Origin of the sequence: Chromobacterium fluminis, from assembly GCF_011602385.1 — a bacterium.
GTDB classification, from domain to species: Bacteria; Pseudomonadota; Gammaproteobacteria; order Burkholderiales; family Chromobacteriaceae; genus Chromobacterium; species Chromobacterium fluminis.
This window is the reverse complement of the sequence record NZ_JAAOMA010000029.1, coordinates 23,416-37,850: the sequence shown is the minus strand read 5'-3', so window position 1 is coordinate 37,850 and position 14,435 is coordinate 23,416. Positions and strand designations below refer to the sequence as shown.

Genomic DNA, 14,435 nt, shown 5'->3' with positions numbered 1-14,435 from the left:
CGGCTGTGGCCCATCCCCGCGCCGGCGGCGCTGACGCCGCGGCGATGCGCGGCCTGCGCCGCGTTGTTTTCTTTGTCGTTGCGCAGCCCAGTAGGCCGTGCAAACCATCGTGAACAGGTTCTTAGCGCGCCTTGCCGGGCATGTTCTCCAGACACGCCAAGGCCCGCGCCGCCAGCGGGGTCAGTCCGCTCGCCTCGCCGGCGGCCCGCCAATGCCCGAGCAAGCCTTCCCTCATGACCGGCGTCCAGAAACGCCGCAGATGTTGAGCAATCTCGAACTCTGCGTCGCCGCCCTGGGCGTCCTCGAAAAAACGCGCAATCTCATTAACCATCTTCACCAGCGGTTCCGGCCTCATTCCGTCGGACTCCCCGTCCGCCGCCCGGCGGCCAACAGTCTTTGCTGCTCGTCGCCGAAGCCCTGGAAACGGCGCTGCCAGTCCGATGGCCTAGCGGTCTTCCTCACCTCCACCGCAGTCACCTTGTACTCCGGACAGTTGGTGGCCCAATCCGAATTGTCGGTGGTCACCACATTAGCGCCGGACTCCGGGTGGTGGAAGGTGGTGTACACCACGCCCGGCGCAACCCGCTCCGTCACCTTGGCGCGCAAGGCGGTGTCGCCGGCGCGGCTGCGCACCGCCACCCAGTCGCCGTCAACGATGCCGCGCGCCTCGGCGTCGGTCGGATGGATTTCCAGCCTGTCCTCGGCGTGCCAAACCCGATTCTCGGTGCGTCGCGTCTGCGCGCCGACATTGTACTGGCTGAGAATACGCCCAGTGGTCAGCAGCAGCGGGAAGCGCTTGCCCGCCCGTTCCGAAGTGGCTACGTAACGAGTGACGACGAAGCGTCCCAAGCCGCGGGAGAAGGCGTCGACATGCATCACCGGCGTACCCTCGGGCGCCGCCTCGTTGCACGGCCATTGCAGGCCGCCCAGCCGGTCCAGCTTGGCGTAGTTGACCCCGGCGAAGCTGGGCGTCAGCCGCGCGATCTCGTCCATGATCTCCGACGGGTGCTTGTAAACCATCGGGTAGCCCAGGGCCGCCGCCAGCGCCGCGGTCACCTCCCAGTCCGCCATGCCGGCCAGCGGGCGCATCGCCCGGCGCACCCTCGAGATGCGCCGCTCGGCATTGGTGAAGGTGCCGTCCTTTTCCAGGAAGGAGCTGCCGGGCAGGAAGACATGGGCGTATTTGGCGGTTTCATTCAGGAACAGGTCCTGCACCACCACGCACTCCATCGCCAGCAGCGCGGCGGCCACGTGCTGGGTATTGGGGTCGCTCTGCACAATATCCTCGCCCTGGCAGTACAGGCCCTTGAAACCGCCATCCAGCGCCGCGTCCAGCATATTGGGAATCCGCAACCCCGGTTCCGGCTGCAGAATGACGCCCCAGTCCACCTCGAAGCTCGCGCGCACCGCGTCGTCGGACACATGGCGGTAGCCGGGCAGCTCGTGCGGGAAAGAGCCCATGTCGCAAGAGCCCTGCACATTGTTCTGACCGCGCAAGGGGTTGACGCCGACGCCGGCGCGGCCAAGATTGCCGGTAGCCATGGCCAGGTTGGCGATGGCCATCACCGCGGTGCTGCCCTGGCTGTGTTCAGTGACGCCCAGGCCGTAGTAGATGGCGGCGTTGCCGCCGCTCGCGTACAGCCGCGCCGCCTCTCGGATCAGCGCCGCCGGCACCCCGCTGGCCTCGACGACGCGCTCCGGCGCATTGTCCGGCTCGGCGGCGAAGTCGCGCCAACGCCGGAAGGCATCGGCCTCGCAGCGCCGGTCGATGAAGTCCTGGTCCAGCAGCCCCTCGCTCACCAGCACGTGAGCCAGCGCGTTGAGCACGGCCACATTGCTGCCGGGCCGCAGCGCCAAGTGCAGTGCCGGCCGCGCATGAGGCGTATCGGCCAGATCGATGCGGCGCGGGTCGATGACGATCAGCCGCGAGCCCTCGCGCAGCCTCCTCCGCAACAAGGAGCCGAAAACCGGATGAGCATCGCTGGGATTGGCGCCAATCACCAGAATCACGTCGGCGCTCAGCACCGAATCGAAATCCTGAGTGCCGGCGGACTCGCCCAGCGTCTGTTTGAGACCGTAGCCGGTGGGCGAGTGGCAGACGCGGGCGCAGGTGTCGATATTGTTGTTGCCGAAAGCCGCGCGCACCAGCTTCTGCACCAGATAGGTTTCCTCATTGGTGCAGCGGCTGGAGCTGATGCCGCCGATGGCGTCGCGTCCGTAGCGCAATTGCAGGCGGCGGAACTCGCCGGCCACATGCTCCAGCGCCTGCTCCCAACTCACCTCCCGCCAAGCTTCGTGGATGCCGGCGCGCAGCATGGGTTTGACGATGCGGTCCGGATGGGTGGCGTAGCCCCAAGCGAAGCGGCCCTTGACGCAGGAATGGCCGTGATTGGCGCGGCCGTCCCGGTCCGGCGTCATCCTCACCACGCGCTCGCCCTTGAGTTCGGCGCGGAAGCCGCAACCCACGCCGCAATAGGCGCAGGTGGTCGTCACGCTGCGCTCCGGCTGCCCCAGTTCAACCACGCTTTTCTCCACCAGCGTGGCGGTGGGACAGGCTTGCACGCAAGCGCCGCAGGACACGCATTCCGAACCGAGGAAGTCCTCGCCGCCTGCGGCGCGGACGCGGGAATCGAACCCCCGGCCGACGATGCTCAGCGCGAACGTCCCCTGGGTTTCCTCGCAAGCGCGCACACAGCGGTTGCAAACAATGCACTTGGCCGGGTCGTAATCGAAATAAGGGTTGGACTCATCCTTGGCCTCAGCCAGGTGATTAGCACCGGCCAAGCCGTAACGCACCTCGCGCAGCCCCACCTGGCCGGCCACGGTCTGCAGTTCGCAAGCGCCGTTGGCGGCGCAAGCCAGGCAATCCAGCGGGTGGTCGGACACATAGAGTTCCATCACCCCGCGCCGCAGCCTGGCCAGCGTCTCGCTCTGGGTTCGCACCGCCATGCCCTCACTCACCGGCGTGGTGCAAGCGGCCAGGTAGCCACGTAGGCCATCGATCTCCACCAAGCACATGCGACAGGAGCCGAAGGGCTCCAGGCTGTCGGTGGCGCACAGCCTGGGCAGGCGCGCGCCCTGCAGCGCGGCGGCGCGCAACACCGAGGTGCCGGCCGGTACGGTGATCTCGACGCCGTCTATGCTCAGGCTCACCGGCGCGCCCTCGCGCGCCGGCGTGCCCAGGTCCGCCGTCGGGACCTGCTTGGGGTCAAACTGGCAGCTCATGGCGCATCCTCCTCGACGATGGCCGGGTCCAGGCCGAAATCCGCGGGAAAGCCCCGCGCCGCGCTCAGCACCGGCGAGGGCGTCAAACCGCCCAGCGCGCACAGCGAACCGTGCCGCATGGTCTCGCACAAATCCCGCAACAGGGTCCAATGCCGGCGCCGCTCCGCCGCGTCGCCGGCTGCCAGCAGCCGGTCTATCACCTCAACGCCGCGGGTGGAGCCGATGCGACAGGGCGTGCACTTCCCACAGGATTCGGCGGCGCAGAACTGCATGGCGAAACGCGCCATGCGCGCCATATCGGTACTGTCGTCGCACACCACCACCCCGCCGTGGCCCAACATGGCGCCGACGGCGGCGAAAGCTTCGTAGTCCAAGGCAGTATCGAACTGCTCGGGCGTCAGCCAAGCGCCCAGCGGCCCGCCCACCTGCGCGGCCTTCACCGGCCGGCCGCTAGCACAGCCGCCGCCGTAGTCCTCGATCAACTCGCGCAGGCTCAAGCCGAAGCCGCGCTCCACCAGGCCGCCGCGCCGCACATTGCCGGCTAGCTGAAACGCCATGGTGCCGCGCGAGCGGCCAACCCCGAAATCGCGGTAATACGGCGCGCCGCGGGCCAGGATGGTGGGCACCGACGCCAGCGTCAGCACGTTGTGCACCAAGGTGGGACGCCCAAACAAGCCGCTGATCGCGGGCAAGGGCGGCTTGGCCCTAACCTCGCCGCGCCGCCCCTCCAGCGATTCCAGCATGGACGTTTCCTCACCGCAGATATACGCGCCCGCGCCCAGGCGGAGCTCCAACTCCAGTTCAAGGCCGCTGCCTTGCAAATTGGGGCCCAGATAACCCCGCTGACGGGCGATCTCCAACGCCCGCCGCAGCGTCTCCGCCGCCGCCGCGTATTCGGAGCGGACATAGAGGTAACCGCGATTCGCCCCCACCGCCAGCGCCGCGATGCTCATGCCCTCAATCAACAAAAAGGGATCGCCCTCCATCAGCATGCGGTCGGCGAAGCTACCGGAATCGCCCTCGTCTGCGTTGCACACCACGTATTTGCCATCCGCCACCGTCTCGCGGACCGTGCGCCATTTGACGCCGGCGGGAAAGGCCGCGCCGCCTCGGCCGCGCAGGCCGGACTCCAGCACGCAATCCAGCGTGCCCTGGCCGCCCAGTTCCAGCGCGTGGGTCAGGCCGCGATAGCCGCCGTGGGCCAAGTAATCGTCCAGCGACAAGGGCCGGGTCAGCCCGGCGCGCGCGAACAACAGCCGCTGCTGGCCGGCCAGATAAGGCAGGCGCTCCAGCGGGCCCAGCGCCAGCGGATGCTGGCCGTCCGCCTCCAGCACGGCGCCCAGCACGCTGTCCGCCTGCGCCGCCGGCAACGGACCGAAACCGAAGCGGCCTTGCGGCGTGTCCATTTCCAGCAAGGGCTCCAGCCAATACAGGCCGCGCGAACTATTGCGCCGGATTTCCACTTCCAGGCCGCGTCGCGCCGCCGCCTCGGCCAACGCCCGTGCGGTCTGGTCAGTTCCCAGCGCCCGCGCCGCGGAATCACAGGATAGATGGAAGGTCAGCATGCGCCGCCCTCCTCCAGACAGCCGGCCAGCAAGGCGTCCAACGCGGCGGCGTCGACGCGCGCGTGCAATTCGCCGTCCAGCAGCAGAGCCGGCGCGCAGGCGCAAGCGCCCAGACAGTACACCGGCCGCAATTCCAAGCCGCCGTCGGCGCTGCGGCCGGCGTCGTCCAGGCCGGTGCGCGCGCGCAGCCTTTGCGCCAGCGCCTCCGACCCCATGCTCTGACAGGCCTCCGCCCGGCATAGCCGCAGTTGGTGGCGCGCAGGCGGCGCGCTGCGGAAATCGTGATAGAAGCTGAGCACGCCGCGCACCTCGGCCTGGCTCAGACGAAAAGCGCGGGCGATGTCCGGCGTCGCCGCGTCCGGCACATAGCCCAGCTCATCCTGCAAGGCGTGCAGCAAGGGCAGCAAACCGCCCGGCTGCGCTTGGTAATCCGACACCAGCGCGGCGATGCGCGACTGTTGTTCCGCGGTCAAAGACATAGCGACTCCAAGTGAGTGCGAACAGGCCTTCTGCGTCGCTTACCTGATCTGCTCGGCCAAACGCAGCAGCCAAGCTGAATTATAGGTTTGCCGCGCATCGGGGCCGACCTCGTCCCATACTTTGAGGCTGTAAAGCTTTTGCCGGCTGGCCCAACTCAGCTCGGACACCCGCTTGCCGGAGGGCGTGCTCCTAAGAACCTGTTTACGATCTGCTGCGCGTCGGCGATACGGCGTTGAAAACCGCTTCGAAATGCTCATGTACCCTCTGTACATTCCGCTTTCTCAGCTGTTTTCGCCTTGTCTCGCCTTAGCTCGCGAGATCGTAAACACGTTCTAAGCTGAAAGCGGGCCGGATGGCCCCGCACGCTCATATTCATGTCCTCCCGCAGCGCCAGCACGCCGCCGCCGTCGGCGACGAAATCCCATTCGCTCAACACCAGCAACACGCCGTCGGGCCGGGTGAACACCCAGTCGAAGCTGCTCCAGGGCCCGCGCCGGTTCGGTCCCTGCGGCACGATGCCTTCGAGGCGGTAAGCGCCCAACTCGCTGGCGCTGATGTCGCTGAGCCGGCGATTTAGCATGCGCCCGAATCGCTTCAAGGTTCAAGTGGCGGTTCCGGCAGGCGCCAGAGAGCAGCGTGGCTTCGTCCTCCGGCGGAGAGACGTCGCTCGTCAAGGACGTTGACGGCAGCCCGGGACCCAGGCTCGCCCTGGGCGCCGCAATGCGCTGCCCCGGCGCGATGCCGCCGGGCAGCGGGCTGGTCGCGGACAGATCCCAAGCCTGCGCGTCCAGGACCAGGCCGCCCATGCCCATCCAACAAAGCAGGCTAGCGCAACTGCCCATGCGGATCGATGACGAATTTCTTCGGCGCGCCGCCGTCGAACTCGGCGTAGCCCCTGGGCGCGTTGTCCAGGCTGATGATCTCCACGCCCACCACTTCGGCAATGGGGATGCGGTCCCACAGAATCGCCTGCATCAGCGCGCGGTTGTATTTCATCACCGGAGTCTGGCCGGTGAAGAAGCTGTGCGACTTGGCCCAGCCCAGGCCAAAGCGCACTGACAAGCTGCCCTGCTTGGCCGCCTCGTCCACGGCGCCGGGGTCATCGGTCACGTAGAGCCCGGGAATGCCGATGCGCCCGGCCTCCCGCGTCACTTCCATCAAGGCGTTGAGCACGGTGGCCGGAGCCTCCTGCCGCGAGGCGGCGTGGCCGTGGCCGCGCGCCTCGAAACCAACGGCGTCGATCGCGCAATCCACCTCCGGCACCCCCAGGATGGCGGCGATCTGCTCGCCCAACGTCGCGTCCCGCGACAGATCCGCGGTTTCAAAGCCGACGGCGCGGGCATGGGCCAGCCGCGCCGGATTGACGTCGCCGACGATGACCACCGCCGCGCCCAGCAGGCGCGCGGAAGCCGCCGCCGCCAAGCCCACCGGGCCCGCGCCGGCCACGTAGACCGTGCTGCCCGGCCCCACGCCGGCCGACACCGCGCCGTGATAGCCGGTGGGCAGGATGTCGGACAAGCAGGTGAGGTCTCGCATCTTGGCCAGCGCCTGATCCCGGTCCGGAAACTTCAGCAGGTTGAAATCGGCGTAAGGCACCATCACGTATTCCGCCTGGCCGCCCACCCAGCCGCCCATGTCGACATAGCCGTAAGCACCGCCGGCCCGCGCCGGGTTCACCGACAGGCATACCCCGGTATCCTGCTCCTTGCAGCAGCGGCAGCGACCGCAAGCCACGTTGAACGGCACCGACACCAGATCGCCGATGCGCAGCGTTTCCACATCGCCGCCCGTCTCTATCACCTCGCCGGTGATTTCATGCCCCAGCACCAAGCCTGCCGGCGCCGTGGTGCGGCCGCGCACCATATGCTGGTCCGAGCCGCAGATATTGGTGCTCAGCACCTTGAGAATGACGCCATGGCCGAGCTTGCGCCCGGCCGGGGACGCCAGTTCCGGAAAAGGTATGGGCCGCACTTCCACCTGGCCCGGCGCCAAGTACACCACTCCGCGATTGCCTGTCATCATCGTCTCCTCGCAGCCACGCCGGCGGGTTATCCGGCGGCATCTGCTCCCGATGCTAGGAAAGAAACCGGCGCCGGCCTTGAGTCAAAGCGACCCCTTTGCGATCAAATGCGCCACGATCGTAAACAGGTTCTCAGCGCGCCAGCGCCTGGCCGACGACGCTCAGCCCCGGCCGGCCGTCGAAGGTATTCACCCCCTCCAGCCAGCTCGTCAGCACCGCCGGGTTCTGTTTCAGATATTCCCGCGCCGCGGTCTCCGGCCTGACCTTGTCCATGATCGGCCCCATCACCCGGTTTTCCATATCGGTGCTGAAGCGCAGATTGCGCAGCAGCCGGCCAACATTGGGACAGCGAGCCTCATAATCCGGCGGCAGCGCGGTGAATACCCTGGCCGCGCCGAAATTGGGGCCGAACACCGCGTCGCCGCCGGACAGATAACGCAGCTTGTGCCTGACATTCATCGGGTGCGGCTCCCAGGCCAGGAACACCATCCATTTCTTCCGCCGCTCCGCGCGTTCCAGTTCGGCCAGCATGCCGGCCTCGCTGGACTCCACCAGTTTGAAGCCGCCCAGCCCGTACTGTTGCTTGCGGATCATGCCGTCGATCAGCCGGTTGCCGTCGTTGCCGGCTTCGATGCCGTAGATCTTGCCGTCCAGCTGCGCCTTGAAACGGGCGATGTCCTTGAAATCGCGCAGGCCGGCGGCGGCCACGTAGTCCGGCACCGCCAGCGTGTATTTGGCGCCGCTCAGATTGGGCTCGGCCAACACCTTGATCTGGCCCGCTTTCAAATAGGGCGCTATCAGCGGCGTCATCGACGGGCTCCAATATCCGAGGAACACGTCGATCTGCCGGCTCTTGAGCCCAGAGAAGGCGATGGGCACCGAGGCCATGGTCACGCTGGGGCGGTAGCCCAGGGCCTCCAACACTACGCTGGCCATGCCGGTGGTGGCCGCGATGTCCGTCCAGCCGACATCGGCGAAACGCACATTTCGGCAGGCGGCCGGCTCCCCTGCCGCCGCGCTGCCGGCGATGGCCAGCAGCAGCGCCGCGGATATGGCTTTGAATCGATTCATCCCTTCCTCCCGGGCAGCGATGATGGCGAGAGTCCGCCCGGCGGCCGCTGCCGCGCCGCCAATAGATTTCCAGCACCGGTTCAAAGTCTCGCGAGCTGGAACGAGACAAGGCGCGGCAGACCTTGAACAGGCTTTCAGGCGATGGCCCCGGCCGCCACCAGGTATTGCTGCCGCTCGCGGCTGGGCGGATAGCCGAACAGCCCGCGGTAGGACTTGGAAAAATGCGAGGAAGACAGGAAGCCGCAGGCCACGGTGACCTCCATCACGCTCATATTGGTTTGCAGCAGCAGTTCGCGCGCCCGGCGCAGGCGGAGGTCCAGATAGTATTGCGCCGGCGTGGTGCTCAGATAACGCTTGAACAAGCGCTCCAGATGGCGCAGCGACACGCCCAGCTCCGCCGCCAGATGCTCCAGCGAGCGCGGATTCTCGATATTGCTCTCCATCGACAAGGCGGCGTCCAGCAAGGCCTCGTGCCCGGTGCCGATGCGCGCCAGCAGCGGGATGTGCTGACGGTCGCCGTCGTCGCGCAGCCGGTCCACGATGAATTGCACCGAGACATCGGCCGCCAGGCTCTTGCCGCCTTTGTGGCGGATCAGATGACACATGAAATCCAGCGGCGCGGTGCCGCCGCTACAGGTGAAGCGGTCCCGGTCCAAGGCAAACAGGTCCGAGGTGAACTGGGTGCGGGGGAATTCCTCGCTGATGGACAACAAGTTTTCCCAATGGATGGCACAGCGGTAGCCGTTCAGCACCCCGGCCCTGGCCAGCGCGAAAGTGCCGGTGCAAATCGACCCCAGCGGCACGCTCTGGGCGGCGAAGCGGCGGATCAGCGCCTGCACCTTGTCGGTGGCCGCCTCGCGCACCTGGCAGCCGCCACAAACGATCAGCATATCGTACTGCTGCGGAGGGCCCGGCGCGGAGATCGGCGACAAGCTCAGGCCGTTGCTGGCGCTAACCGGCTCGCCGTCCGCCGACAGCAGGCTCCAGCGGTACAGCTTCTTGCGCGACAGGTAGTTGGCCATGCGCAACGGCTCCACCGCATTGGAAAACGCGATCATGGAGAACTGATCCAGCAGCAAAAAGGCGATATGCGACAACGAGGCGATCTGTTGCGGTCCCATCACGACCTCCAATGTGTGCGTTGCGAGGATGGTTGCTCTACTCCGAAGCGGTTCGCAGCCCGCTTTGAAAACCGTTGCGTATGCGTTGTTTTGTCCGTTGTTTCCGCCGGGTCCGCTCTCAGCCGTCGGCCGCGGCGCCCGCCTCCGGCCCACGGCCAAAGCTTTCGGTGATCCGGTCCAGGATGATGGCCAGCAGCACCACCGCCAGCCCGCTCTCGAAACCGAGGCCGACGTCCAGCCGCTGGATGCTGGCCAGGACATCGTTGCCCAGGCCCCCGGCCCCCACCATGGAGGCGATGATCACCATGGACAGCGCCATCATGATGGTCTGATTGACCCCGGCCATGATGGACGGCAACGCGATGGGCAGCTGCACCTTGAACAGCAATTGCCACGAGGTGCAGCCAAAAGCGTTGCCGGCCTCCACCTGCTCCCGGTTCACCTGACGGATGCCCAGACTAGTCAGGCGCACCGCGGGCGGCACCGCGAACACCACCGTGGCCAGGATGCCCGGCACCCGTCCCAGTCCGAAGAACATTGCCGCGGGAATCAGATAAACGAAAGCCGGCATGGTCTGCATGAAATCCAGCGCCGGTCGCACCAGAGCGTTGACCAGCCGCCAGCGCGCGCAGCAGATGCCCAGCGGCACGCCCAACAACAGGCTGACGCAGGTGGCGGACAAGGTCAGCGCCAGCGTGGCGACGGTCTGGCTCCAGAAGCCGGTGGCCCAGATCAGGCCCAGCGCCGCGCAGACGAAGACGGCGAACTTCCAGCCCAGCCGCCACAGGCCGACGCCGGCGAACAAGCCGGCCAGCGCCCATGGCGGCACGCCCTGCAACAAGGCCTCCACCTGGGTGGCGAACCAGTCGATGCCGCCGCCGACGGCGTCGAAGGCGCCGGCGTTGTTTTCCAGCAGAAAATGGATGATCTGATTGACCCAACTGCCTATCGGCAGCGGGGACTGGGGACTGGTGTCGGCCATGCGGCGTGCTCCTCGTCTCGCCGGGCGCGCTCAGGACGGCGAGAGCCACACGCCCCCGCGCCGGCGACGCCCGTTGGGGTTCAGTGGTGGGCGGCCGCGCTCGGGCGGTGCTGGGACAACTTGTTGAGCACGCTGCTGGGGGTGATCACGCCCAGGCAGCGGCCGTCGTCGTCGCGTACCTGCAACGGCTCGGCCAGCCCCTGAAGCCGCAACAGCACATCGGACAGGCTACAGGACGGCTCAACGTGAGGAGCGGCCGCCGCGCGCGGCGGCGGCGCGGTCTCGATCAGATCCTTTGCCTGCAGATAACGCGAGGTGTCCACGCTCTTGAAGAAGTTGCGCACATAGTCGTCGGCCGGGCATTCGATGATTTCGCGCGGGCTGCCCACCTGCACCAGCCGGCCGCCCTCCATGATGGCGATGCGGCTGCCGATGCGCAGCGCCTCTTCCAGATCATGAGAGACGAAGACGATGGTGCGGCGTTGCTCGCGCTGCAATTGCAGCAGCAGCTCCTGCAACTCGGCGCGCTTGAGCGGGTCCAGCGCCGAGAAGGCCTCGTCCATCAGCATCAGCGAGGGATTGACCGCCAGCGCGCGCACCAGGCCCACCCGCTGCTGCATGCCGCCGGAGAGTTGATGCGGGTATTTGCCGGCGAAGGCGGCCAGCCCCACTTGCTCCAGCATTTCCCGCGCCCGCGCCTCGCGGGCCTTGCGCCCGAGGCCGGCCACTTCCAGGCCGAAGGCGGCGTTGTCCAGCACTGTCCGGTGCGGCATCAGCGCGAAGCTCTGGAACACCATGCTCATGTCGCGGCGGCGCAAGGCCACCAATTGCCTGGGCGACAGCCGGGTCAAGTCCTGGCCGTCCAGCAGGATCTGGCCGGCGCTGGGCTCTAGCAAGCGGTTGATCAGGCGGATCAGCGTGGATTTGCCGGAGCCGGACAGGCCCATCAGCACGAAGATTTCGCCGGCGCGCACCGAGAACGACACGTCGTTGACGCCCACCACCGCCCCGGTGCGCCGAAACACGTCGTCCTTGCTCTCGCCGGCCCGCAGCAGGGACATCACTTCCGCCGGCTTGCCGCCGAACGCCTTGTAGAGGTTTCTGACCTCAATCTTGATCGTTTGCATCCCGGCTCCCTTCGGCGCGGCCGCTGGCAATTCGAAGAATGTTTAATGTAAATCAAGGTTCAAGATAGAAAGGAAGGGCCGCGCCAAGTAACGGTATTCCGACACCAAGCCGCCCAAATCCGACATCCGCGCGCAAAACCGGCCGGCATAGGCCTGGCCGCCGAATCTAGCGCCGGCTTTCGTCTCCGGCCCGGCCGGCCGGTGTCGTAAAAAAACCGCAATCCGCCGCCGGCGGCAAAAACAAAAACGCCGGCCGCGGCCGGGCAGGCGTGAAGGACGGGGAGGCGACGGACGCGCGCGCGGAAGCTGTCAAAGACGGCTGCGCTTCGTGAAGCGTTGTATGGTGAGTACCCGCTCAAAACGCGCAATGCCGCTTGTACATGCCGCTTTTTCGCTCGTTTTCGCCTTGTTTCGCCCTGGCTCGCGAGACTTTGGACTGGCGCTCAGCGATCCACCACCAGATCGCTCAAGGGCAGGCTGCAGCAAGGCAGGAAATAACCCTGCTCCACTTCGCGCGGCCGGATGCCGCCCTGGTGCCGCATGTCCACCCGGCCTTCCAGCAGACGGCTCTTGCAACTGCCGCACATGCCGCGGGTGCAGGAGGCCGGCAGGCGCATGCCCTTGGCCAGCGCCGCCGCCAGCACCGTCTGCCCCGGCGCCACCGACAAATCGTCCCCCGTTTTGGCGAAACGCACATTGAAGCCGCGGCCCTCGACGCCGGGCTGCGGCGTCCGCACCGCCTCGTCCGGCGGCGCCGCGCTGAGTTCGGCGAAATTGAAGCTTTCCTCGTGATAACGGCTCATGTCGAAACCGCACTGGCGCAGCAGCTCGCGCACCGCGGCCATATAAGGCGCGGGGCCGCAGCAGAACACCTGGCGCGCGTGCAGATCCGGCGCCATGCGCTCGATCAGCGTCCGGTCCAGCCGGCCGATCAAGCCGGCCCAATCCGGCTCTCCCGCCCGGTGTTCGCAAATCACCGCCTGGCTGAAAGTGGAGTGGATGCTGGCCAGCAGGCTCAATTCCTTGCGAAACACGATGTCGCGCGGCGAGCGCGCGCTGTGCACGAACAGGATGTCAGCGCCGGAGGCCAGATCGGTCAGCGCCCGGGTCATCGACATCAGCGGAGTGATGCCGCTGCCGGCGGACAGAAAGAGATAGGGCGAAGCGGCGTGGCGCGCATAGCTGAACTCGCCGGCCGGCCCCAGGACCCGCAGCGCCATTTCTGGGCGCAGATGCTCGTGCAGCCAAGAGGAAACGACGCCGCCGGGAATGCGCTTGACGGTGATGGACACCCGGTCCGGCCGGGTGGGCGTGGACGACAGCGTGTAGCAGCGGTTGACCGCGACCCCGTCGATATCCAGTTCCAGCGTGATGAACTGGCCGGGCAGATAAGGGAAGCGGCGCGGCGGCTCGGCGCGGAACACAAAGGTTTTGACATCGTGGGTTTCCTCCCGTGCCTGAACGCAGACGAGCAGGCTGTCCTCGCCGGCCCGCCACAGCGGCAGGTCGGCGGCTGGCGGGAGATAATCCAATGGGCTGGCCGGCGGCGCGCTATTCATGGTCGCGCCGTTCCCGCTCCAGGCCGTCGCCCAGCCGCTGCGCGTACCACTGGGTGAATTTCTCCACCAAGGCCTCGGTGTACGGGGAATAAGGACCGGGCCGATAGGCGGCGCCGTTGATGCCGCGCTGCGACTCTTCCACCAGCCGGCGGTCCTGCTGATTGGTGGCTTTCCATACCCGGGTGAGGTTGTCCACCTCGTAGTCCACGCCTTCCACCGCGTCCTTGCGCACCAGCCAGGTGGTGCGCACCAGCGTGCTTTCCGCCGACAGCGGCAAGGCGGTGAAGGTGACGATGTGGTCGGCCATGAAATGGTGCCAGGAGTTGGGCTGGGTCCAGAACGACAGGCCGCCGGACGCCGGGTCGCGCAGATCGCCCAATAGCTTGCGACAGGCCGCGCCGGTGTCCACGGTCTGGGACTGGCCCTGGCGGTCCAGCGGCATGCGCATCGCGCGGAAGCCGGACACCTCGGACAGGCGCTCGATCTCGGCCGAGGGCAAACCGCCGGCCTCCCAGCGCGCGTGGTGCTCGGCGACGACGCGTTGATAGTCGGCCAGCCCGGAGGCCTGTTCGGCCCGAGGCGAGAAACCGTAGCTGTAGGCGTACAGCGAGACGGTCAGTTCCGGATGGTTGGCGGTGCAGTGATAGCACTCGCGGTTGTTCTCCATGGTTAGCTTCCAGTTGCCCGCCTCGACGATGTCCACCTGGGCCGCCACCTTGCAATCGTCGATGCGGTGCGGCGCGATATAGGGCGTCATCCGCGCCATCATCTCGTCGATGTCCTCCGGCGGCTGCTCGGCCAGGCAGATGAACAGCAGCCCTTCCAGATTTTTCAGCGCCACCGGCTTGAGGCTGTGATGCGAGGGATCGAAGCCGTCCGCCATGTGATCGGCGAAGATCAGCCGGCCGGACAGATCGTAAGTCCATTGATGGTAGGGGCAGACCAGATTGCCCACCGAGCCCTGACGCTCGGCGCACAGCCTCGAGCCGCGGTGGCGGCAGACATTGTGAAAGGCGCGTATGGCCATGTCGTCGTCGCGCAGGATCAGGATGGGGTCGCGTCCCAGCTCCACGGTCAGGTAGTCGCCCGGTTCGGGTATTTCCGCGCTGACGCCGACATAGATCCAGTGACGACGGAAGATGTATTCGAGATCGGCCTCGAACACCTGCGGCGAGCGGTAGAACGGCGCTTCCAGACTGTAGCCGGGACGGCGGCGGGCCAGCAGTTCGCGCAGCGGGGCCGTCGTCGCAGCCGGGAAGGGAATGACGCTGTGGGACATGTCTCG

General features: G+C 66.9%; 13 protein-coding genes. All 13 read right to left on the bottom strand.

Annotated elements, in window-relative coordinates; genetic code table 11:
* Positions 1 to 121: 121 nt before the first annotated feature.
* Complete coding sequence (locus HA052_RS18335) at positions 122 to 355, bottom strand: formate dehydrogenase subunit delta (protein ID WP_166453002.1); 234 nt, start codon at positions 353 to 355, stop codon at positions 122 to 124.
* Complete coding sequence (gene fdhF / locus HA052_RS18330) at positions 352 to 3,225, bottom strand: formate dehydrogenase subunit alpha (protein WP_166453001.1); 2,874 nt, start codon at positions 3,223 to 3,225, stop codon at positions 352 to 354. The genes HA052_RS18335 and fdhF overlap by 4 nt, the downstream gene beginning before the upstream one ends.
* A complete protein-coding gene (locus tag HA052_RS18325) occupies positions 3,222 to 4,790 on the bottom strand; it encodes an NADH-ubiquinone oxidoreductase-F iron-sulfur binding region domain-containing protein (protein ID WP_166453000.1) in 1,569 nt (522 codons plus the stop codon). Before HA052_RS18325 ends, fdhF begins: the two co-directional genes overlap by 4 nt.
* Positions 4,784 to 5,269, bottom strand: coding sequence for a formate dehydrogenase subunit gamma (locus tag HA052_RS18320; protein WP_166452999.1), 486 nt, complete (start codon positions 5,267 to 5,269; stop codon positions 4,784 to 4,786). The genes HA052_RS18325 and HA052_RS18320 overlap by 7 nt, the downstream gene beginning before the upstream one ends.
* Before the next feature lie 39 nt (positions 5,270 to 5,308).
* Positions 5,309 to 5,527: a hypothetical protein gene (locus HA052_RS18315; RefSeq protein WP_166452998.1), complete on the bottom strand. Its 219-nt coding sequence runs from the start codon at positions 5,525 to 5,527 to the stop codon at positions 5,309 to 5,311.
* Positions 5,524 to 5,850: a hypothetical protein gene (locus HA052_RS18310; protein ID WP_166452997.1), complete on the bottom strand. Its 327-nt coding sequence runs from the start codon at positions 5,848 to 5,850 to the stop codon at positions 5,524 to 5,526. Before HA052_RS18310 ends, HA052_RS18315 begins: the two co-directional genes overlap by 4 nt.
* Positions 5,851 to 6,095: 245 nt before the next feature.
* Positions 6,096 to 7,289 carry a formaldehyde dehydrogenase, glutathione-independent gene (gene fdhA, locus HA052_RS18305; protein WP_166452996.1) on the bottom strand — a complete coding sequence of 398 codons (1,194 nt, stop codon included), beginning with the start codon at positions 7,287 to 7,289 and terminating at the stop codon, positions 6,096 to 6,098.
* A gap of 133 nt (positions 7,290 to 7,422) precedes the next feature.
* The gene (locus tag HA052_RS18300; protein WP_166452995.1) at positions 7,423 to 8,361 is read right to left on the bottom strand and encodes a choline ABC transporter substrate-binding protein; all 939 of its coding nucleotides are present in this window, start codon (positions 8,359 to 8,361) and stop codon (positions 7,423 to 7,425) included.
* A 134-nt stretch (positions 8,362 to 8,495) separates the two neighbouring features.
* Positions 8,496 to 9,482 carry a GlxA family transcriptional regulator gene (locus HA052_RS18295; RefSeq protein WP_166452994.1) on the bottom strand — a complete coding sequence of 329 codons (987 nt, stop codon included), beginning with the start codon at positions 9,480 to 9,482 and terminating at the stop codon, positions 8,496 to 8,498.
* Between the two features lie 118 nt (positions 9,483 to 9,600).
* Positions 9,601 to 10,464 carry an ABC transporter permease gene (locus HA052_RS18290; RefSeq protein WP_166452993.1) on the bottom strand — a complete coding sequence of 288 codons (864 nt, stop codon included), beginning with the start codon at positions 10,462 to 10,464 and terminating at the stop codon, positions 9,601 to 9,603.
* Between the two features lie 80 nt (positions 10,465 to 10,544).
* Positions 10,545 to 11,591 (bottom strand): quaternary amine ABC transporter ATP-binding protein, encoded by a 1,047-nt coding sequence (locus tag HA052_RS18285; RefSeq protein WP_166452992.1) that lies wholly within the window; start codon positions 11,589 to 11,591, stop codon positions 10,545 to 10,547.
* Positions 11,592 to 12,034: 443 nt separating this feature from the next.
* Positions 12,035 to 13,150: an FAD-binding oxidoreductase gene (locus tag HA052_RS18280; protein WP_166452991.1), complete on the bottom strand. Its 1,116-nt coding sequence runs from the start codon at positions 13,148 to 13,150 to the stop codon at positions 12,035 to 12,037.
* Positions 13,143 to 14,429 (bottom strand): aromatic ring-hydroxylating oxygenase subunit alpha, encoded by a 1,287-nt coding sequence (locus tag HA052_RS18275; RefSeq protein WP_166452990.1) that lies wholly within the window; start codon positions 14,427 to 14,429, stop codon positions 13,143 to 13,145. Before HA052_RS18275 ends, HA052_RS18280 begins: the two co-directional genes overlap by 8 nt.
* Positions 14,430 to 14,435 lie beyond the last annotated feature (6 nt).

Coding starts and splice junctions, on each gene's coding strand:
- HA052_RS18335 (WP_166453002.1), bottom strand. CDS start 355: ATGAGGCCGGAACCGCTGGTGAAGATGGTTAATGAGATTGCGCGTTTT.
- fdhF (WP_166453001.1), bottom strand. CDS start 3,225: ATGAGCTGCCAGTTTGACCCCAAGCAGGTCCCGACGGCGGACCTGGGC.
- HA052_RS18325 (WP_166453000.1), bottom strand. CDS start 4,790: ATGCTGACCTTCCATCTATCCTGTGATTCCGCGGCGCGGGCGCTGGGA.
- HA052_RS18320 (WP_166452999.1), bottom strand. CDS start 5,269: ATGTCTTTGACCGCGGAACAACAGTCGCGCATCGCCGCGCTGGTGTCG.
- HA052_RS18315 (WP_166452998.1), bottom strand. CDS start 5,527: ATGAGCATTTCGAAGCGGTTTTCAACGCCGTATCGCCGACGCGCAGCA.
- HA052_RS18310 (WP_166452997.1), bottom strand. CDS start 5,850: ATGCTAAATCGCCGGCTCAGCGACATCAGCGCCAGCGAGTTGGGCGCT.
- fdhA (WP_166452996.1), bottom strand. CDS start 7,289: ATGACAGGCAATCGCGGAGTGGTGTACTTGGCGCCGGGCCAGGTGGAA.
- HA052_RS18300 (WP_166452995.1), bottom strand. CDS start 8,361: ATGAATCGATTCAAAGCCATATCCGCGGCGCTGCTGCTGGCCATCGCC.
- HA052_RS18295 (WP_166452994.1), bottom strand. CDS start 9,482: ATGGGACCGCAACAGATCGCCTCGTTGTCGCATATCGCCTTTTTGCTG.
- HA052_RS18290 (WP_166452993.1), bottom strand. CDS start 10,464: ATGGCCGACACCAGTCCCCAGTCCCCGCTGCCGATAGGCAGTTGGGTC.
- HA052_RS18285 (WP_166452992.1), bottom strand. CDS start 11,591: ATGCAAACGATCAAGATTGAGGTCAGAAACCTCTACAAGGCGTTCGGC.
- HA052_RS18280 (WP_166452991.1), bottom strand. CDS start 13,150: ATGAATAGCGCGCCGCCGGCCAGCCCATTGGATTATCTCCCGCCAGCC.
- HA052_RS18275 (WP_166452990.1), bottom strand. CDS start 14,429: ATGTCCCACAGCGTCATTCCCTTCCCGGCTGCGACGACGGCCCCGCTG.